Consider the following 19,293-nt stretch of genomic DNA (forward strand, 5'->3'; position numbering starts at 1 on the left):
CATGTCAGAACTAACCCCCCAAGTCGCCGGAAATACAGCCATGACCTCCGGCTCAGCACAGACATTTTCTACTGCGAATAGCATGGACGATGTAACAACGAAGCTGAAGCAAATCTGGTCGAGTAGCCAGAGAAACCTAGTGTTATCTGCCGTACTCGCTGCGATTGTTGCGGCAATCATTGTGGTCGCTCTTTGGAGTTCCTCACAAAGCTTCCGTCCACTGTATAGCCAACAAGAACGTTTTGATATCGGAGAGATTGTCTCGGTATTAGAAAGTGAAGGTGTGAGCTACCGTATGCAAGAGCAAAATGGCCAAGTTCTTGTGCCAGAAGGCGAAGTTGCGAAAGTTCGCATGTTGCTTGCGTCAAAAGGTGTTAAAGCCAAACTGCCGACAGGTTTGGATTCGCTTAAAGAAGACAGCTCTCTCGGTACAAGCCAATTTATGGAAACGGCGCGTTACCGTCATGGTTTAGAAGGTGAGTTAGTACGCACTATCATGTCTCTGAATTCAGTGGCGAATGCGCGTGTTCACTTAGCTATTCCTCGTCAAACCTTATTTGTTCGTCAAAACAGCGAGAACCCTTCAGCATCAGTGATGCTTGAGCTGAAACCTGGCGAAGACCTCAAGTCTGAGCAAGTTGAAGCAATCATCAACCTAGTGGTTGGTAGCGTGACGGCGATGAAGCCTGAATTTGTATCTGTTATCGACCAATATGGCCGTTTACTCAGTGCAGATGTTGCTTCGGCGGAAGCAGGTAAAGTCAATGCAAAATACCTTGAATATCAAAAGAACGTTGAGAAGCAGATCATTCAACGCGCAGCAGACATGCTTACGCCAATTGTGGGTCCGAGTAACTTCCGTGTGCAGGTCGCTGCTGATATGGACTTTAGCCAAGTTGAAGAAACGCAAGAGATTTTGGATAACGCACCTGTCGTACGTAACGAGCACACCATTCACAACAACTCAGTTGACCAAATCGCGCTAGGCGTACCAGGTTCTCTAAGCAACCAACCGCCAGTAACTGGTGAAGAAGTAGAAACGAACGATAGCCAAAACACCAACGCACGCTCTGAAGTAAACCGTCAGTATGCAGTGGGGAGTAGTGTTCGTCGTACTCAATACCAACAAGGTCAAATTGAGAAAATGAGCGTGTCGGTACTGTTGAACTCGAAAGCCTCTCCGGATGGTGTTGCTTGGAGTGAAGCAGATAAAGAGCAGATTTCAAATATGATCATGGATGCTGTCGGTATTTCTGCGGCACGAGGTGACAGCTTAAGCTTGATGAGTTTCAACTTCACTCCAATTGAAATTGATGCGCCTCCTGCGCTGCCGTGGTGGCAAGACCCTACAGTACAGCAGCCAATACGTTACGTTATCGGTGGTTTGTTAGGCTTGGCGATGATCTTCTTCGTACTACGCCCATTGATCATGCACCTCACAGGCGTTGATAAGCCAGTACCAGAGTTAGACTTTGCAGAGCCGCAAGAAGAGCCTGATTACGACAACCTGCAAACGCGTGAAGAGCGTGAGCATGAAGAAGTGCTTGATCGTCGTCTATCAGAAAAAGGTATCTCAGCCTCTTCCGGTTTAGATGTAAACAGCGACATGCTGCCTCCAGCCGGTTCGCCACTAGAGATTCAATTGAAACACCTACAGCTTATTGCCAATGAAGAGCCAGAGCGCGTAGCCGAAATACTGAAACAATGGGTAAACATCAATGAACACAGTTCCATCAAAGCAGACGCTTAGTTATGTAGAACAAACCGCGCTCGTGCTATTAGGCATGGGCGAGGATGCCGCTGCGAAGGTTTTACAGCACTTTAGCCGTGATGAAACCCAGCGGGTGACTCGTGCAATGGCGAAGTTGAATGGCATTAAGAGCGATTCCGCTCGCGGCGTTATTCAAACTTTCTTTGAAGACTTTCGTGAGCACAGTGGCATTCGTGGAGCTTCTAAAGAATATTTGTCTAATACGCTACGTAAAGCATTGGGTAATGATTTGGCAAAAGGGCTGCTGAATACGCTGTATGGTGATGAAATTCGCAACAATATGCAGCGCTTACAGTGGGTAGAAGCAGAAACGCTTGCTCGTTTCATTGTGAATGAGCACCCGCAAATGCAAGCGATTTTTCTTGCCTATTTGCCAGCTGATAGCTCTTCAGCGGTGTTGAAGCACCTGCCACAAGATTACCATGACGAAATCTTGTTCCGAATTGCTCAGCTGCAAGACATCGATCATCAAGTTGCTATTGATTTGCATGAGCTCGTTGAGCGCTGCATTGAAAAAGTATCTGCAAGCCAAAGCACACCGCTATCTGGTGTCAAGCAAGCTGCTGACATCATTAACCGCTTTGAAGGTGATCGCGGGTCGTTGATGGAAATGCTGAAGTTGCATGATGAAGATGTCGTTAATGCCATTGAAGAGAATATGTTCGACTTTATGGTTCTTGGTCGTCAGCGTGAAGAAACCATGGACATGCTGGTGCAGCAGATCCCACTAGAATTGTGGGCAGTTGCACTCAAAGGTTCAGAAATTACGTTACAGCAAGCCATTAAACGTTCTATGCCTCAGCGTATGGTGAAAGCACTGGAAGACGATATGGAAGCGCGCGGGGCTGTTGCGCTAAGTCGTGTTCAAAAAGCGCGTCAAGACATCATGCAAATGGTGCGTGAGTTGGATGAATCTGGTGAAGTTCAGTTGCTTCTTTATGAAGAGCCAACGGTGGAGTAACGTCATGGTAGAGACAAAATCAAGTACGATGCGACTGCCGCCGAGTAGATACCGTTTGCACCGTTTTCCGCCTTTGGCGCAGCCTAAGGCTATAGAAGACGAATTCGGGCTAGATAACCAGGGTTGGCAAGAGCCGCAAGTTGATATTCAACAACAGCTTGAAGCCGGTTTTCAACAAGGTTTACAGCAAGGGCATGAGGAAGGCTTACGTCAAGGTATCGAGCAGGGTAAGCAACAAGGTCTGCTAGATGGGCAAAAAGAAGGCTTCCAAAAAGGCTTTGTGTCTGGTGAGCAGTCGGGAAAACAGAGTTTTCTAGAGGCGGCGAAACCCGTGAACGAGCTCTTTCATGCGCTGTCTCGTTGGCAAGACGAAAAAGAGCAACAGCAACGCCATATGATTTGTGAGCTGGTACAAAAAGTGGCTCAGCAAGTGATTCGTGCTGAGCTCACTTTAATGCCTCAACAGATCCTTGCCTTGGTGGATGAGACACTGTCTGCCATGCCTGGCAAAGCGGAAACCGTAACCGTGCATTTAAATCCGCAGGATTTAGAACGAATTACTCACATTAATGCTGATCTGCCACAATCTTGGAAACTGGTGGCTAATACGGAACTTCCGATTGGTGGCTGCCAACTAGTGACCGATGATGCAGAGGCGGATGCAAGTTGCGACTCTCGTTTAGAAGCCTGTATGGACAATGTAAAACAACACCTTTTGGATGAAGTTAGTATTCCGCAGGTAGAATCAGAGCATGAGTAATACCTTAAGCCATGAGCTATTGAGTGAGCGTTTGAGCGAAGCATTGGCTTCGCTCGATTCAATCCCTGTTGCTCGCGTGACAGGGCGCTTGATTAAAGTAAACGGCTTAATGTTACAAGCCGTTGGGTGCCGGTTTAAACTGGAGCAGCGCTGTCTCGTAGAAACCGCAGAAGGCGACATGATCGAAGCGCAAGTGGTGGGCTTTGAGCACACTATTGCTTACCTAATGCCTATTCGGCGCTTAGGTGGCTTATTTGCTGGTGCGAAAGTCATTCCTCTGGACGGTGACAGTACCGTGCAGTTAAGTGCTCAGTGGTTAGGGCGAGTGCTGAATGGTTTAGGTGAGCCGTTGGATGACGGGGCACCGCTAAAAGGGGGAGATCGTGTTTCACTTGAACCAAAACCGATTAACCCTTTGAAGCGACGTCCTGTTGATACCCCTCTCAACGTTGGCGTGCGAGCGATTAATGGACTATTGACGGTAGGCAAAGGCCAACGTATTGGTTTGATGGCTGGCAGTGGCGTCGGTAAAAGTGTGTTAATGGGGATGATCACCAAAAACACGGAGGCCGATGTAATTGTGGTCGGGCTTATCGGTGAGCGAGGCAGAGAAGTACGTGAGTTCATCGAGAGAAACTTAACCCCAGAAGCGCGCAAGAAAGCGATCATTATCGCGGCTCCTGCTGATGAATCCCCGCTAATGAGGTTAAGAGCGACACTACTTTGTCATCGCGTTTCAGAGTATTTCCGAGACCAAGGCAAAGACGTTCTACTTCTGATGGACTCTCTAACCCGATACGCCATGGCACAACGTGAAATCGCTCTTTCGCTTGGCGAGCCTCCGGCATCTCGCGGTTATCCGCCCTCTGTCTTCAGCGTGTTACCGCAACTCCTTGAGCGTGCGGGCAACAGTGAAAATCAGCACGGTAGCCTAACCGCAATTTATACCGTGTTGGCGGAAGGGGACGACCAGCAAGATCCTGTCGTGGATTCTGCGCGTGCTATCTTAGATGGGCATGTCGTATTATCGCGTCAACTTGCCGAGCAAGGGCACTATCCTGCCATTGATATTAATGCGTCTATTAGCCGTTGTATGAGCACCTGTACACAGGAGGCGCATAGCACGATCGCGAATAATTTCCGCCAGATGTACTCCAACTATCTTCAGGTGAAAGAACTGCTGCCGTTAGGAGGCTATCAACCGGGGCAAGATCCTGAATTAGATCAATCTGTTGCTATGTATCCAAACTTACGTGCGTATTTACAACAAGCCGCCAATGAGTCAGTGGATTACCCAACCAGTTTGACCGAGCTCGCGCAGCTTTTTCAAAGTGCTTAACCAAGTGGGAGTGGTATCGTTGAGATGAAATCCAAGTTAAAAGCAGTGGGTAAGCTGCAACAAATGGAAGAAAAGCAACGTGATCGTGTGGGTCAACAACTTGATGCCATGCGTCAACGTCACTCCCATCTTTCAATGCAGTTGGAACAATTGTCAGCATTGAAAGGCCATGCGGGACAATCAACAAGAACTGTTCCAACACTGACAAGCGCAGCACTGATGAACTTTAATCGTGTCGATCAAATGCTGCAAAAAATGCTTCGCCACCATGAGCATGAACAAGCCGTCATGCAAGCGGAATGCGCGTCTGTACAAAAAACGCTGGAGCACAAACATGCTCGTGTTCAAGGGTTAGAAAAAGTGCTCGAACGATGGCGTACTAAGCAAAATTATGAAAAAGCGAAAAAAGAGCAAAAAATAATAGAAGACATCATCAACTCTCGTGTTAAGCGCAAGATATTATAATGTCTTATCGAAGCTCTTTGGAGCGCGAATAATTTCTGCGGCGTCTTAGCCAACCAAACCAGCCTCCAAGTATGATCATCCCTGCGCCAAGTGCGCCACCACTACTGCCATTATCCTCAAAGCCAGATGTGTTGGTATCTTCTGGTTCAAAGCCGGAATCACCTTCACTATGATAATCTTCTGTGCTTGCTAAGAGAGCATTGTAACGAGTCTTCACTCCCGAGCTGGTTTGGGCTTCAATCCATGTTGTGTAATTTAGAACCTCAGTAAACACACTCGGAATCGCAGCGGATTCACAAACAGAAGAACCATAGCTTACAATACCGATTTGTTGATACATTCCGTTGTTGTCTTGATAGGTGAGAGGGCCACCAGAGTCACCGCTGCAAATACCGGTATAACTGCGCTCAGGAAACCCATTGGCACATAAGCTTTCTTGAGCATTAAACCCGGTCACTAAAGAAGCACATTGCGCATCGGTGAGTGGTTTTACTTCCGCCCATCGCAAATAGTTTGGTCCATTTTCATCGTTGGTCGAGGTTTGCCCTAAACCGAATATCTGATAAACCGATTTGCTGCTGTAATCACCAAAATCTTGCGGCAACGTAATGGATTGAACGTTGTCGGTGATCGGGTGGGTAAGTTCAAGTACGGCGATATCATTAATCCATAAATCACTAGGCTCGTAATTTGGATGGATAGTGATAGAGCGAACATCTTTGAATTCATCAACAAACACATCGTTCATTGTCGGGTTTTTTACTAAGACTCGCAGATCATTGATTGTCCATCCGTCAGAAAAAACACTCGGCTCTACACAATGAGCGGCGGTTAAAATGAAGCGGTCATTAACAACAGTTCCGCCACAGATGTTGGCAAATTGATTAGCGCCAGTTTTGTGTAGAATGAGTCGTGCGAAAAAGGGCAATTGATTTTGAGTGGCTTGTTGGCCGCCTATGATTGCCGTTGAGATGCCTTGCTCTGAATGAGCGTCTTCACTTTCAGCGACTGCACTCATGGGTACTGCGAGGCAGAGTACGCTTAACCATATTTGATACCGCTTCATAAACCATCCTTGGATGAAAAGTGCTCTTTCTAACTTTATACTAATTTTTCAATGAATGTGCTTAACAAAAGGTTTCTTTAATTGAATGATTGTTGCAACCACGAGCGCAGAAGGTGAAACGATTCCAGCTTTAGCTTGTGTGGTGGGCAAACAAAGTAAAACTGTTGGTTAGGATTAATGACGGGTTTACCCAGCTCGATTAACTGGCCATATTTGATGTCATCTTTCACAAACAAGCGATGAGTCACCAATAAGCCTAAACGACGAGTCGTCGCCTGCACGGCTTGTATCGACATATTAAAAGTGATTGGTTTTTTGCTTTTAGGTCGCAGGATGCCAGTCGCATTCTGCCACACGTTCCAGTCATTTTTTCTTCGTTCGTTAGTGACTTCAATGATGGGATACTGCTTTAACAGTTGAGCTATATTTGAGTCATTCGTCTTAGCTATCAATTCAGGGCTACACACCAAAACCAGTTCATCTTCACTGAGCTTTTCACAGTAATAATCTTGCCATTCCTCGGTGTTTCCATGCACGAGGGCAGCGTCGATACCTTCTTGCTCTAGATTAAACCTGCCAGACAGGTTTGATAAACGAACGTCTAATTGCGGAGCAAAGTCCTGCAAACTCGACATTCGCGGAATCCACCAATGCAGCGCCAAGGAATTCACCATATTCAGCGTAATACGTTGCAAGTTTTGGTCTTGGATTAGCGCTTCTGTGGCATCGACAATTTGTTCTAAAGCTGGCGCAACCTTTCGATAATATTTTTTACCGTCAGCATTAAGTTGAACTTGTCTGCCTACGCGATCAAACAGAGGTTTGTTGACCTGAGTCTCCAGTGATTTTATCGCCTGACTCACCGCCGAATGACTCACACTTAATATCTGCGCTGCTTCTGTCATGCTGCCAGATTCCGCCACAGCGACAAATGCATAGATGGATTTTAGAGGGACTAATTTACGCATATTTTAGAAACCGTAACATGATGAGAGGTAAGTTAACCTGTAAGTTTTTCTTACATTAATGGTTAATATTACTCGCTATTTACAATAAGTGATATCTCATAAAATACTCCACATATTAAGGAGTATCGAATGAATGCAGTAAATAAATCTATCCTTTTCATGCTGATGTCTACGTTAAGCTTATCTGTTACTGGGTTGTTAGCAAAGCAGTTGACAGGTGAACTTTCCGTCACACTGTTTAGTTTCTTACGCTTTTTGGCTCCTGCACTTATTTTGCTTGTCTTACTTCGTTTCAAAAATCTTACCTTTCCTAAAGCTGGGACGTTAAAACCGATTTTGCTTCGCGCCTTCTGTATCGGCTTATCACAGTTGTGTTTCATCGCGTCACTACAAACGTTAACGCTGGTAGAAGGGGTGGTATTGTTTGCCACTGGCCCATTATTTATTCCTTTGGTTGAAAAGCTGTTTATGGGAGCACACATTCGCGTTTCAACATTGGCTGCTTTAGCAATGGCGTTTACTGGAGTGGTTATGTTGGCGGGAGTTGATGGGGAGTTTACTTGGCGCTCGGATTTATTACTCGGTCTAGCTGGTGGACTCTTCAATTCCGGCTCTCAGCTTACGCTATATAAAGTGAGTAAAACTGATATGTCGCCATTAGAAATCAACTTTTGGGCGTTTGGGTTTGCTGCCGTATTTCTGTTACCGCTAACGTTGTTTAACGACATCGATGTTTTACTCAAAGCCAATGTGATGGAATCTACTGTTTCTTCTAATATGCTGTGGCTCGGCGTGATGTCCCTGATGATCATTAACACCCAAGTTTTCCGCTCCAAAGCGTATCAACTGGCAAGCAGCGGCTCTCAACTTGCACCACTTATTTTTACTAACCTACTGTTCACTGCGGTTTGGCAGAGTGCGTTTTTCGATGACCGAATGAGCCAAAGCCAAACTATCGGGATGAGTTTAATCGTGCTCGCAACCATACTGAACACATGTTGGGTTCGCTTTACGGCGCATCGTGGTGGCAGGTTACAAGCGAGAACTTCTTAGCCTGTCGGAAAATAGAGGATTAAGTTAGGCAAATCAGAGGTGTGGTTTGATTTTTTCTGACAATGAACTAGCGTCAAGAAAGGTTCAGGGAGAGAAATAATGCTTACGCTAAATTATTACGTCGAAATTTCAGCTACACCGCAACGGGTGTGGGAAGTGCTAACCGATGCTGAGTTATACAAACGCTGGGCACAGGCTTTCTCACCCCAGTCTCAATTTGATGGGATATGGGAAGAAGGGCAAGACATCACTTTTTTTGATCCCGATATGGGCGGAACGCGAGCGACTATCGATATCGTGCAACCGCAACAGCGCCTTGAATTTCATCACATTGCCATTTTTAATCCGGATAATAGGCAGCAACTGGATGGAGATTTAGCATCTAAGTGGATTGGATCACGAGAGATCTATCAGATCGACACCAACAGTGATCGTTTGTTACTCAATGTCACCATTCATACGCACAGCGACTTTGTTTCTATGTTTAATCACGGATGGGAAAAAGCGTTGCCCCTAATAAAAGCCATCAGTGAGGAGCAAGCTTAAGTCTGATACTCATCTTGGGCTGACGGTACGTCACGTGTAGGTATACAATAGCACGCAAGATAGCGCACCTAAGAGAGTGGATGATGGAATTTAAAGTTGATACCCATACACATACGTACGCCAGTGGTCATGCGTACAGCACCTTGATTGAAAATGCAAAATTGGCGAAAGAGAACGGCTTGGATATGTTCTGTACGACTGATCACGCAGAATCAATGCCGGGCGCGCCGCATTACTGGTTTTTCTCCAACCAAAAAATCCTGCCTCGATTTTTAGACGGTATCGCGATCATTCGGGGTGTGGAATCCAACATTCTTAATACCGAAGGCGACATCGATATTCCGCTGAGTGTCGATCGTAACCTAGATTGGGTTATTGCAAGTTTCCATGAACCTGTTTTTCGTCCTGCAAACAAAGAAACTCATACGGAAGCGCTCATTAATGTGATTCAAAACGGTCGTATTGATGCGCTTGGCCATCTTGGGAATCCAAATTTCGACTTTGATTTTCAGGCCGTTTTAGCGTGCGCGAAAGAGTATAATGTTGCGATTGAAATCAATAACACCACGCTAAAAGGGAATAGCCGAGTGGGTAGTGTAGACCGTTGCCACGAGATTGCACAAATCGGTAAAGAGCTTGGCGTCTTCTTCACAACAGGAAGTGATGCACATTTCTGTCATGATGTTGGTAATCTGGATTTGGTTGGAGAGCTAATGGATAAAGTGGGTATCGATAGCAAAAAAGTGATTACTCACACCGCTCAGCAGTTTTTGTCTTTCTTAGCTCTGAGAGGCCGTAAGCCAATTCCAGAGTATGACGACATTCGCAACGCATAAACTTGATTACATTTTAGGTATGCACCTGGCGTAAGATTGCTTTACACTGCGACCCGGAAATACTCAACTAAGCTAGTTTGTCGCCTTTTATGGCGTGGGTTACTTGGGTAAATAAAGCCGACACAGAATTCGGCACTATAAATGGAGAAGTGAAAATGTTACGTCCTTTAGTCCTAGGGTGTGCGATTGCGTTTGGCTCAACATACGCAATGGCGGAAGCGGTTGATTTAAAACAAAACATGAAGCAGATGAAGATGGAATTCAAACAGGCGGCAGAAGCGTCGGATGTTGAAACCATGAAGTCTGCAATTGATAGCTTGCAAGCAATCGTCGAGCAATCTAAGCGCGGTAACTATCCACCAGAGAAATTCGATACCTACTTAGAAGGCTTTAATAAACTAACGGTAACGTTAGACAAGATTGAAGCAGACTTAGACGCTGGTAACCTGCAAGACGCGAAAGCACAATTACGTGAAATTGATAGCCTACGTGAAGAATACCATGACAAGCGTAACCCAAGTATTTGGAGTAAGCTGTTCGGCTAATCGCGATAAAAGCTGACAATAGAATATGAAAATAGCCTGCCGTTTTGGTGGGCTTTTTTGTGTCTGTCAATTGCGTTATTGAAGAAAAGCTGTGAGGTGGCAACCACTTATTGATCCTGTTTTTGAGCTAGCACTCAGAATTAGTTACGCTGAATTAAATTTGTTAAGTCACCGTTATGCGTAGATTAATTCCTTTTTATCGCTCCATGCTATTTGCTAGTGCTCTAAGTTGGGTGCTAGTGACCCTGATGCCTGTTATCAATGCTCATGGTAACAGCATGGGTGTGTGGGCGACGCTATGTACGCTTAACGGTTTTGAATTGGTTCAAATCGAAGAAAGTGACAATGCCGTCAGCCATAAAGGCAAACCTTGTCCTTTTAGCCACTTCTCGACTTTTCATCATGATTCACTTCCAACTACACCAATACTTCCACAACTGAGCTTGGTCATTTCTGAAAGCTACACTTTTTTGGCTCTAAGTGTACGATTTGAAACGCCAGTTCCTCGTGCCCCACCAAAGTTAGCGTTGATAAACTTCTAGCGGCAAGCCATCAGGATCTTTAAAAAAGGTAAACGCTTTGCCTGTAAATTCATCGATGCGAATGGGCTCTACCTCAATTTCTCTCGCTTCTAAATATTCTTTAACATGCTCAACATCATCCACTTGAAAAGCAAGGTGGCGTAACCCCTGAGCTTCAGGAAAGCTCGGTCTCTCTGGTGCGTCCGGAAAGCTAAACAATTCAACTTGGCTGCCGTCAGGTAAAGCGAGGTCAAGCTTGTAGGAGTCTCTGGCTTCACGATAATTTTCAGCAATGACTTTTAGCCCTAACAATTCGGTGTAAAAGCGTTTTGACCTTGGATAATCACTGCAAATGATCGCAACGTGATGAATGGCATTAAACATGGTTAACCTCTTCAAACATGGCTCGTATCCTCAAGCATGGTTAGTGTCCTCGGAGACTAAATGCTCCTTAACGAAGTCGATAAACACGCGCAGGCGAGCAGGCATATATTTGGTTTGTGCATACTGCATCGCGATAGCGCCGTGGTAGTTACTCTTGATCATCCAGTCCGGTAGCACCTCTACCACTTCTCCTTGCTCTAACGCGTCTTTGATCACGAAGTCATGGAAGATCCCAATTCCCAAGCCAGACTTAACGCCATTTAAGCGCATTTGTGAATGGTTGACGGCATAACGGCCACTCACTGCAATGGAGTGGAACGCTTCCTCTTTAAAGAACGACCAGATGTTGTCTTTGTCGTTCTCTGCAAGGTAAATACAGTCGTGCTGCTCAAGCTCGGTTGGGTGCTCAGGCATACCGTGTTTGGTGAGGTAATCTGGAGAAGCACATAAAACAAGATTGGTTTTGCTGATCTCTTTGAGTACCAGATTCTCATCGGGTTTGTCGGTGAGCTTAAAGGCGACATCAATACCTTGGCGGAACAGATCGATCTCACCATCTGCTGCACGCAGTTTAAGCTGAATATTTGGATAACGTTCTAGGAATGGCAACACAAACGGTTGAAGCACCGAATTAAGAAATGCTTCGGGGGCTGCCACTGTGAGTGCGCCTGTTGGCTCGGCATGATCTTCCGCTGATAGCTCAACGGCTTGCTGCGCGGCATTCACCATTGCGATGCTTTGGTCGTAAACCTTTTGCCCAGCTTGAGTGATGATCAATTTACGAGTCGTGCGCTCAAACAATTTGACCGAGAGCGCTTGCTCTAGTCGGGTGATCAACTTACTTAAAGCCGATGGCGTCACGCCGAGTTGTTTGGCTGCAGCGGTAAAACTGCCTTCGTTTACCACCAAGATAAACGAAGCAAGATCAGGAAGTAGGGCAATGAGTTTTGGATTAACCATAATTGTTCAGTTCTGCGCAGCGGAATAACGATATTGTCTGGTTCGGTTTCACGAGGTTCAAGTGTCACCGTCTCGCTTTAACGATATTTTGCCAAAAATGCATTGAGTGCAGGCAAGCCAGATTCACCAGTATGGTATTGCTGCCAACAGTGATAAATGGCCGTTTCGTGGTCTGCAATCAATTCGATAGCTTCTCGCTCAGCGATTGAATACTGTTTTGAAGCTTTCACTTCTTCATGCCACTCTCGATATTTGACCTCATAAGGCTCCACCCATTTCAGAAGAGTCGCCACCAACTCTTGCCATGGTAAACCAATCCACTTGGTTGCATCTGCCAAGCCTTTATCCAGCATCTCTTGGTGTCGATTTTCGATATCCATGCCATTTGTTAGCAGCACGGGTTTGAGCTTTTCTGCGGTGAGTTCTTCCACTTCAATAAAGGTCTGCCACAGTGTTTGTTGTTCACTTTGGGCGCAATGGCTCAAGTAGTGGTTGAAAAAAGCGATGCCGTAGATTTCGCCATAGTAGGCAGACAGAACGTTATGAATCATGGTGAGAATTGTGATTTAAACAGGGAATACCGTATTGTAGGAGGGGAGCGCGCGAAGTGTAAACACCTGATTAAGAGTAAAAAAGTGCTGCTGATAGAATTCGAACAGAACTTGTGAGAATTTTATGAGAATTCGATGAAGTTACTGATAGATTTGCTCGTCATTCTTAGAGGCAAGAACGCAAAACGTTCGAAACGTAATGCTTAACCTACTCAAGTCACGAACAAAGAAGTAAAGCCGTACAGATGGGCTTGGGTAGTTCAACCCTCATTAAAGGATGGAATCACAATGAAAAAACGTACCCAACTCGGACTCGTCATGACTTCAGTCGCTATGGCACTAGGCGCTGCATCAGTGAATGCGGCGGAATTGGAAATTACCGTGACAAACGCAACCAAAGGCATCTACTTTACACCACTTATTGTTGCTGCACATGGCTCTGACCTTCAAATGTTCAGAACGGGCCAAGCAGCAACGTCAGAACTAGAAGCCATGGCAGAAGGTGGTGATATCTCTGGTCTTGCTAGTGTGATTGGTAACGCTGGTGGTGCGGTGGTTGAGAATCCTGCTGGTGGCATTTTGAATCCGGGTGTTGCAACCACCTTCACCTTGGACAGTGGCGACCACGGTTATCTTTCTTTGAGCGCGATGCTGCTGCCAACCAATGACGGTTTCGTCGGTCTAGATAGCTGGAAGATTCCAACGGAAGCGGGTACATACCGAGCAACGCTAAGAAGTTACGATGCTGGTACAGAAGCGAACGATGAGCTTGCGTCTAGCATGCCAAACCCACCTTTCATTACCTTTGGTACTGGCGGCACAGGCGTTGAAGTAACGGTAACTAACGATAAAGTCCACGTGCATCCGGGTAACCTTGGTGATAGCGACCCAACTGGCGGCATCAGTGACCTAGACAGCAGCAGCCATCGTTGGTTAAACCCAGTCGCAACCATCACAATCGTTGTGAAGTAAGGGGGATGTATGAAAGTCAGAATCTTACTAGTAGCAGCTTCAGTCGGCTTGCTCGCCGGTTGTCCAAGCGATGATGATAACGACGTAGTGAAATCGTACCGCTACACCATCAACGTGGCGAACTTGACTGCGAATCAACCAATGTCTCCGCTTGCGGTACTCACTCACAATGGTGACTACCAATTGTTTGAAATTGGACAAGCCGCATCTGTTGAACTTGAGCACCTTGCCGAAGGCGGTAGTAACGCTGAGCTGATTGAGTTGATGAACAGCAATGACAGTGTTTACCAAGGTATTTCGGGCAATGGATTGGTGTTGCCGGGTGCATCGGACGAAGTCACCATCACGGTTGACCCAAGTCGTTACGGTTACTTGTCTGTGGCGTCTATGTTCGTGAATACCAACGATGCCTTTGTTGGCGAAACGGGACTATCGCTCAAATCGCTCGCAGTGGGTGAAAGTTATGAAATGAGCATGAACGTTTGGGATTCCGGCACGGAACTTAACGATGAGCTTGCCGCAACCATTCCGGGCCCAGCAGGTGGCGGTGAGGGCTTCAATGCCGCACGTAATGACAGCAATGACGTTGTTGCATTCCATGCGGGGGTTGTTAGCCAAGATGATGGATTAGCAAACTCAGCACTTTCTGCGAACCATCGTTTCCTGAACCCAGGTGCGAAAGTCACCATCACTCGAGTCGAGTAACACAGGCTCCGATGACGTCTCCTTTCCAAAGCGCTTTATCCCTTATGGCGTCATCGGAACCTTTTTATTACCTAAGGTGATACTCGCTGAATATAGCAGTAAGGGAGCACTTGGTGATATGAAAGAAATGTTAGTTTGTTCCGGTCATGTGCAGAGTGGCTTTACGTAAGTTAGGGAAAGGATCATGGAACGACAAGCTAGCTATTTATCGGCGAAGATTTTACTGGTGGAAGATGACGATGATTTGGCAGAACTGGTTCAGATGCATCTTAAGTTTCAAGGACACCAAGTGTCGCGAGCAACAAATGTCGCCGATGCTAAAGCGCAATATCAGCAACACCCCTTTGATTTATTGATCCTTGACCGAGGTTTACCAGATGGTGATGGCCTAGACATCTGCCATTATTTGCGTCAGCAACAAGATTGGATCCCAGTGCTTATGTTGACAGCCAGAGACGGTGAAATGGACAAGGTTGACGGTTTAGAAGCGGGAGTGGATGATTACATTACCAAGCCATTTAGCGTATTAGAATTCCAAGCGCGAGTACGTAACGTGCTGCGCCGAGTCAGTCAAACCGCAGAGGCCAAAGTAGCAAATGAAGTCCTCGACGATGCGATGGATTTTGGTCCGCTGAGAATCATTCCGGAGTTGCACAAAGTATCCCTAAACGACAAGGATGTCACTCTTACCGCGACAGAGTTTACTTTGCTGCAGTTTCTCGCGACTCGTCCGGGCAGAGTGTACAGTAAAGATGAATTGCTCGATCACGTATGGAACACCAGTCATTCTGGTTATCACCATACGGTGTGTAGCACCATAAACCGTTTACGCAGCAAGCTGTCTTTGTCTGATTCAGATCATCACTTCATCCAAACGGTGTGGGGGGTTGGGTATAAGTTTCAACCAAGACACTAGTGCAAGAAAGTAAGACAAGGTAGTAAGTCGGCAGTTGTTTCACCGTCATTTTTCAATCATCACGGTTGTTTCAAAAACATCGCTGTTTAAGGAGGCGATAGGATGAGCTTCAAATCTCGCTTAGTGGTATTTACCAGCTTGTGGTTCTGCCTCGCGGCGGTGGTGATTGCACTGACTTACAATTGGCAAAAAGAAACCATTGAGTTACGCACTAAGCAAAGCCTGCACAAAGAGCTAGCCAGCCACATGCGCGATGATAATCCGCTGATGATTGGTACGGATTACAACCCTAAAGCGCTCAAGTCGATCTTTCATACCCTTATGCTGATCGGCCCTGATTTTGAAATCTATTTCCTCGATAGCCAAGGCAATATCACCACCCATGCTGCGCCAGATGGGGCAAAGCTTATGGACTCGGTGGATCTGAACCCCATTCAGCAATTCTTAAACAACGAACCGCTTCCCATCTTAGGCGAAGATCCTCGTAATCGCGGTGAACACAAAGTGTTTTCTGTTGCGGCGATAGAGGAATTAGGCTCTACGGTCGGTTATCTCTATGTGGTGATTGGCAGTACCCGACATGACGCCATTGCTAATGCGCAAGTCGATACCCCTTACATCGCGCTGGCAGGATTGGTCTTAGTGTCCATTTTAGGCTTTGCTCTAGGGGCTTATGTGCTGGTGAAACGTAGCCTATTGAACCCGATTGAGCGCGTGACCAAGCAACTTCAACAGCAAGCCGAACATGATTTTCACCTGCAACCTGACTTTACTCACCAAGTGCCGGAACTCGTGCCGATTGCGCACTCTTATCAGATGATGGCGAAGCACATTCAGCAGCAGTTTTTACAGTTGGAGTATCAGTCTTCTCATCGTCGTCAGAGCTTGTTGCAGCTCAGTCATGATTTAAAAACGCCGTTATCGAGCGTGCTTGGCTATCTAGAAACGTGGCGTTTGCAACATCCGGAATCCGATCCTTTGATTGAGGTCGCTTTCCGAAATTGTGAGAAGCTCTCAACTCAATTGCATGCTTTATTAGACGCCGCGCGTAAAGAGGAACCAATGCCAAACTACGAATACCGCCCCATAGATCTTGGCGCGTTGATGGCAGAATGTGCCGAGACGATGCAGAGCCAGTTTTCTCGTAAAGAAGTGGTGTTGAAAGTGGATATCGATAGCGAGATTCAAACTGTGGGTGATAAAGGACTCTTAGAGCGGTTGGTATTGAACCTGCTTGAAAATGCGTTGCGCCACAGCCCAATCGGCTCGGAAGTGCATTGCCAAGCGCATTTGAGTGAGGATAAGTCGCGAATCCTGTTCACTTTTGTCAACCGAATTGATAAAGATGCCGTCGGTGGCGCATTAGGAATTGGTACAAAGATAGTGCAGTCAATTTTAATTTTGCACCACAGCTACTTAGAGACGTGTGAGACGGACACTGAGTATCAACAAAAATTCGCACTTCTCGCTGCCTGAGGAGAAGCGCGAATTTGGCTTATCGAATGACTACTTAATAACGCCACATACAACGCGCGCACCGCCGCCGCCTAATTTAGCAGGATGGTCGGAATGATTGTCACCACCAGCATGAATCATTAATGCTCGGCCTTTTAAATCTGATAATTTTAGGCGAGGCGCGACAACGGGCTGATTAGCATTACCATCCATGTCCACGTAGAGTGGAGGCAGGTCGCCTAAATGATTGTCATCGGTCCAAGGGTAGCCATGTTTCCCTGTGTTGCTGGGGTCATAGTGACCACCTGCTGCACCGCCAAGGACGGTTTTGCCATTCTTCTCCGCGCTATCGCACGATGGATTAGTGTGAACATGGAAACCGTGCACCCCTGATGACAAACCTGATAACTGAGGCATAAATACCACGCCATAGTCACTTTGTGAAATCTCAATGGTGCCAGCGCTTTTCTTGCTGTTGAGATCGGTCATCGCGACAGTCTGCGCAAGTACGTTAGGAGCGGCTACGAGAGTGGCAGCAACTGAAATGCATAGCAATCCTTTTAACATGGGACTTCCTTCTTTTTGGTTGTACGCTCAAGCACATATTAGTGAAAACTTCTCTTCCTTATGTCTGTTGAGCGGTGGGTTTATGTCAGAGAGTGATGTGTCTCACTCTATGGTCTTAAACTGGTATCTATCTGCGAAACCAGCTCTCCATTATTAAGACTTAACATATTGAGATTGTTCAGATATAAAAAGAATAGACGTCAATCAAAAAATAGCCTGAATATTTTTAAATTAACGCAAAGTTAAATTTTTAATGACTTTATAACAAAGCTCATAATTGTTTTATAAAGAAGTTGTCGGAATTGTCTTCTATAAAAAATAATCAATTTAATGAATATTTTAATGTGAATATGGTTGTTTATAGGTTTGTGGTCAAACTGTTGCTTATATCATCAAATAAGATAAAAAATTGGAACTAAAGTCACTTAATGGCAGAGGAAAAAATTAAACTCTGGTTTTAATGGGTAATAATGTTTTAGTAACAGATAGTTACGCACTTAAAATTAATAATATGGCTAATTTCCGACAAGGATTGAAAAAGATGAAAGACAAGGAATCTATTCAGACTAATAGCAGCCGCCGTAATTTTCTGAAAGGCGCAACAGGAGCTGTTGTTGCTGGTGTGAGTGCTTCCGCTTTCTCGGGCGCAGTTCAAGCACGAGAACAGAAAATTGATTGGAGCAGCCGCGGGCTAGGTAGAAAACACGATAAGCGCTTTTGGCGTAAAGTGCAACGACAGTTCGTTTTGGATAAACGTACGACTTACATGAACATTGGCACAACGGGTTCTATGCCAAGACAAGTTCTTCAAGATTACGAGCATAACAACAAGTTGGTGGCTAAGTATCCTTGGGATATGAAGGGCAAATTTGGCTCTTGGCCTTATGTCTCTGAGATGGTTCAAGAAGTAGCGCCTGGCTTTGGTGCTAACCCAGAAGAAATCATTCTCAGCCGCAATACTACTGATGGTCTATGTTCGATCATTAACGGCTTACACTTTGAACCAGGCGATGTGATTCTAACGACGCACCATGAGCATATGGCTGCAACATCACCGATGAACGTCGCAAAACATCGTTTTGGCGTCGATGTTGTTGAAATTCAACTACCAGTATTTACCGGTACTGAAGACGTTTCTGAACAAGATTACATCCAAGCTTTCCGCGACGCGCTTGATGCGCATCAAAACGTTCGCCTCATCATGTTCTCTCATATCACCTATAAAACGGGAACGGCGTTACCAGCCAAAGCCATTTGTGCTTTAGCGAAAGAATATGGTGTGCCTACGCTTGTAGATGGAGCGCATACTGTCGGTATGTTTGACCTCGATTTCCATGATATGGACTGTGATTTCTATGCAGGTTCTGGTCACAAATGGCAGTGTGGTCCTGGCGCAACCGGTATTTTGTACGTACGTGATAACGCCAATCGCTTGAATGAGTATTGGAGTGATCGTGAAAACCCGTTGTGGTTGATCAACTCTTCACTTTCTCATGCGGATTACTTAGGCAAGCAGTTACAGATGCAGTACATCGGGAACGACAACTATCCTGCGAAACAAGCGTTAGTTGATAGCTGCAAAATGTGGGATGAGATTGGTCGTGACCGCATTGAGGAACGTGTTCTAAGTCTTGGTAGTTTGTGTAAAACCTTACTACAAGAGTACTTGCCACAAGCCCAAATGTACTCGCCAAACGTGGAAGGTTTAACGAGTGGCTTAACCACAGTTAACCCATTCTCTGATGTGACGAATGAAGACATATTGACTGAATTCAGAGATCGTCTGCGTGAAGAATATGGCTATATCATTCGAACAACCAGCTTTAAGCTGCATAAAGATGATGACTTTGATACTTACGCACTCCGTATCTCCACGCACTTGTTCCATGACGAGCAGGATGTTGAAGGGCTCGTGGTGGCGATGACGAATTTGTATTACTCGTCGTTCTAAC

Annotated in this window: 21 protein-coding genes; 15 read left to right on the forward strand and 6 right to left on the reverse strand. The window is 45.8% G+C overall.

Annotation, left to right across the window (positions count from 1 at the left end; genetic code table 11):
- Position 1: 1 nt before the first annotated feature.
- The 5 genes from fliF to fliJ are packed head-to-tail and all read left to right on the forward strand — an operon-like array spanning position 2 to position 5,296.
- A complete protein-coding gene (fliF, locus tag ACHFJ9_RS06090; protein WP_031780427.1) occupies positions 2-1,750 on the forward strand; it encodes a flagellar basal-body MS-ring/collar protein FliF in 1,749 nt (582 codons plus the stop codon).
- The gene (locus tag ACHFJ9_RS06095) at positions 1,719-2,732 is read left to right on the forward strand and encodes a flagellar motor switch protein FliG (protein WP_005394839.1); all 1,014 of its coding nucleotides are present in this window, start codon (positions 1,719-1,721) and stop codon (positions 2,730-2,732) included. The genes fliF and ACHFJ9_RS06095 overlap by 32 nt, the downstream gene beginning before the upstream one ends.
- A gap of 4 nt (positions 2,733-2,736) precedes the next feature.
- Complete coding sequence (gene fliH / locus ACHFJ9_RS06100) at positions 2,737-3,492, forward strand: flagellar assembly protein FliH (RefSeq protein WP_301645852.1); 756 nt, start codon at positions 2,737-2,739, stop codon at positions 3,490-3,492.
- The gene (gene fliI / locus ACHFJ9_RS06105) at positions 3,485-4,831 is read left to right on the forward strand and encodes a flagellar protein export ATPase FliI (RefSeq protein WP_005394843.1); all 1,347 of its coding nucleotides are present in this window, start codon (positions 3,485-3,487) and stop codon (positions 4,829-4,831) included. The genes fliH and fliI overlap by 8 nt, the downstream gene beginning before the upstream one ends.
- A gap of 24 nt (positions 4,832-4,855) precedes the next feature.
- Positions 4,856-5,296, forward strand: a complete 441-nt coding sequence (gene fliJ, locus ACHFJ9_RS06110; RefSeq protein ID WP_005394844.1) for a flagellar export protein FliJ — start codon at positions 4,856-4,858, stop codon at positions 5,294-5,296.
- 4 nt (positions 5,297-5,300) lie between these two features.
- Here the strand turns inward: fliJ and ACHFJ9_RS06115 are convergent, their stop codons facing one another.
- On the reverse strand, positions 5,301-6,314 hold the full coding sequence (locus ACHFJ9_RS06115) for a S1 family peptidase (protein ID WP_242446585.1): 1,014 nt from the start codon (positions 6,312-6,314) through the stop codon (positions 5,301-5,303).
- A 125-nt stretch (positions 6,315-6,439) separates the two neighbouring features.
- Positions 6,440-7,330 (reverse strand): LysR substrate-binding domain-containing protein, encoded by an 891-nt coding sequence (locus ACHFJ9_RS06120; protein WP_006741976.1) that lies wholly within the window; start codon positions 7,328-7,330, stop codon positions 6,440-6,442.
- Between the two features lie 129 nt (positions 7,331-7,459).
- On the opposite strand from ACHFJ9_RS06120, the gene ACHFJ9_RS06125 reads away from it, so the two are divergent.
- From ACHFJ9_RS06125 to ACHFJ9_RS06145, 5 genes are all read left to right on the forward strand, one after another.
- Complete coding sequence (locus tag ACHFJ9_RS06125) at positions 7,460-8,383, forward strand: DMT family transporter (protein ID WP_395354248.1); 924 nt, start codon at positions 7,460-7,462, stop codon at positions 8,381-8,383.
- A 99-nt stretch (positions 8,384-8,482) separates the two neighbouring features.
- A complete protein-coding gene (locus ACHFJ9_RS06130) occupies positions 8,483-8,929 on the forward strand; it encodes an SRPBCC family protein (RefSeq protein WP_005394850.1) in 447 nt (148 codons plus the stop codon).
- 83 nt (positions 8,930-9,012) lie between these two features.
- Entirely contained in the window at positions 9,013-9,765 is a 753-nt protein-coding gene (locus tag ACHFJ9_RS06135; protein ID WP_041853158.1) for a phosphatase, read from the forward strand.
- A 155-nt stretch (positions 9,766-9,920) separates the two neighbouring features.
- The gene (locus ACHFJ9_RS06140) at positions 9,921-10,310 is read left to right on the forward strand and encodes a cytochrome b562 (RefSeq protein WP_005394852.1); all 390 of its coding nucleotides are present in this window, start codon (positions 9,921-9,923) and stop codon (positions 10,308-10,310) included.
- 176 nt (positions 10,311-10,486) lie between these two features.
- The gene (locus tag ACHFJ9_RS06145; protein WP_080619260.1) at positions 10,487-10,852 is read left to right on the forward strand and encodes a hypothetical protein; all 366 of its coding nucleotides are present in this window, start codon (positions 10,487-10,489) and stop codon (positions 10,850-10,852) included.
- Here the strand turns inward: ACHFJ9_RS06145 and ACHFJ9_RS06150 are convergent.
- The 3 genes from ACHFJ9_RS06150 to ACHFJ9_RS06160 all read right to left on the reverse strand — a co-directional run bounded on the left by ACHFJ9_RS06150 (position 10,832) and on the right by ACHFJ9_RS06160 (position 12,726).
- Complete coding sequence (locus tag ACHFJ9_RS06150; RefSeq protein ID WP_074190384.1) at positions 10,832-11,215, reverse strand: VOC family protein; 384 nt, start codon at positions 11,213-11,215, stop codon at positions 10,832-10,834. The genes ACHFJ9_RS06145 and ACHFJ9_RS06150 overlap by 21 nt on opposite strands.
- 30 nt (positions 11,216-11,245) lie before the next feature.
- Positions 11,246-12,175 (reverse strand): LysR family transcriptional regulator, encoded by a 930-nt coding sequence (locus ACHFJ9_RS06155; RefSeq protein ID WP_042601221.1) that lies wholly within the window; start codon positions 12,173-12,175, stop codon positions 11,246-11,248.
- A gap of 77 nt (positions 12,176-12,252) precedes the next feature.
- Positions 12,253-12,726, reverse strand: a complete 474-nt coding sequence (locus ACHFJ9_RS06160) for a hypothetical protein (RefSeq protein WP_395354252.1) — start codon at positions 12,724-12,726, stop codon at positions 12,253-12,255.
- A 288-nt stretch (positions 12,727-13,014) separates the two neighbouring features.
- Here ACHFJ9_RS06160 and ACHFJ9_RS06165 point away from each other — a divergent pair, with 288 nt between their 5' ends.
- The 4 genes from ACHFJ9_RS06165 to ACHFJ9_RS06180 all read left to right on the forward strand — a co-directional run bounded on the left by ACHFJ9_RS06165 (position 13,015) and on the right by ACHFJ9_RS06180 (position 16,795).
- On the forward strand, positions 13,015-13,698 hold the full coding sequence (locus tag ACHFJ9_RS06165) for a spondin domain-containing protein (RefSeq protein ID WP_124008079.1): 684 nt from the start codon (positions 13,015-13,017) through the stop codon (positions 13,696-13,698).
- A gap of 9 nt (positions 13,699-13,707) precedes the next feature.
- Positions 13,708-14,403, forward strand: a complete 696-nt coding sequence (locus ACHFJ9_RS06170; protein ID WP_124008078.1) for a spondin domain-containing protein — start codon at positions 13,708-13,710, stop codon at positions 14,401-14,403.
- A gap of 184 nt (positions 14,404-14,587) precedes the next feature.
- Positions 14,588-15,319 carry a response regulator transcription factor gene (locus ACHFJ9_RS06175; protein WP_395354255.1) on the forward strand — a complete coding sequence of 244 codons (732 nt, stop codon included), beginning with the start codon at positions 14,588-14,590 and terminating at the stop codon, positions 15,317-15,319.
- 102 nt (positions 15,320-15,421) lie between these two features.
- Positions 15,422-16,795 (forward strand): histidine kinase dimerization/phospho-acceptor domain-containing protein, encoded by a 1,374-nt coding sequence (locus ACHFJ9_RS06180; RefSeq protein WP_395354257.1) that lies wholly within the window; start codon positions 15,422-15,424, stop codon positions 16,793-16,795.
- A gap of 30 nt (positions 16,796-16,825) precedes the next feature.
- On the opposite strand, the gene ACHFJ9_RS06185 is transcribed toward ACHFJ9_RS06180, so the two are convergent.
- The gene (locus ACHFJ9_RS06185; RefSeq protein ID WP_005394862.1) at positions 16,826-17,341 is read right to left on the reverse strand and encodes a superoxide dismutase family protein; all 516 of its coding nucleotides are present in this window, start codon (positions 17,339-17,341) and stop codon (positions 16,826-16,828) included.
- A gap of 541 nt (positions 17,342-17,882) precedes the next feature.
- Between ACHFJ9_RS06185 and ACHFJ9_RS06190 the strand changes: the two genes are divergently transcribed.
- The gene (locus ACHFJ9_RS06190) at positions 17,883-19,292 is read left to right on the forward strand and encodes an aminotransferase class V-fold PLP-dependent enzyme (protein WP_006741963.1); all 1,410 of its coding nucleotides are present in this window, start codon (positions 17,883-17,885) and stop codon (positions 19,290-19,292) included.
- Position 19,293 lies beyond the last annotated feature (1 nt).

The organism is Vibrio sp. D3 (genome assembly GCF_043995865.1).
In the GTDB taxonomy this organism is placed as follows: Bacteria; Pseudomonadota; Gammaproteobacteria; order Enterobacterales; family Vibrionaceae; genus Vibrio; species Vibrio diabolicus.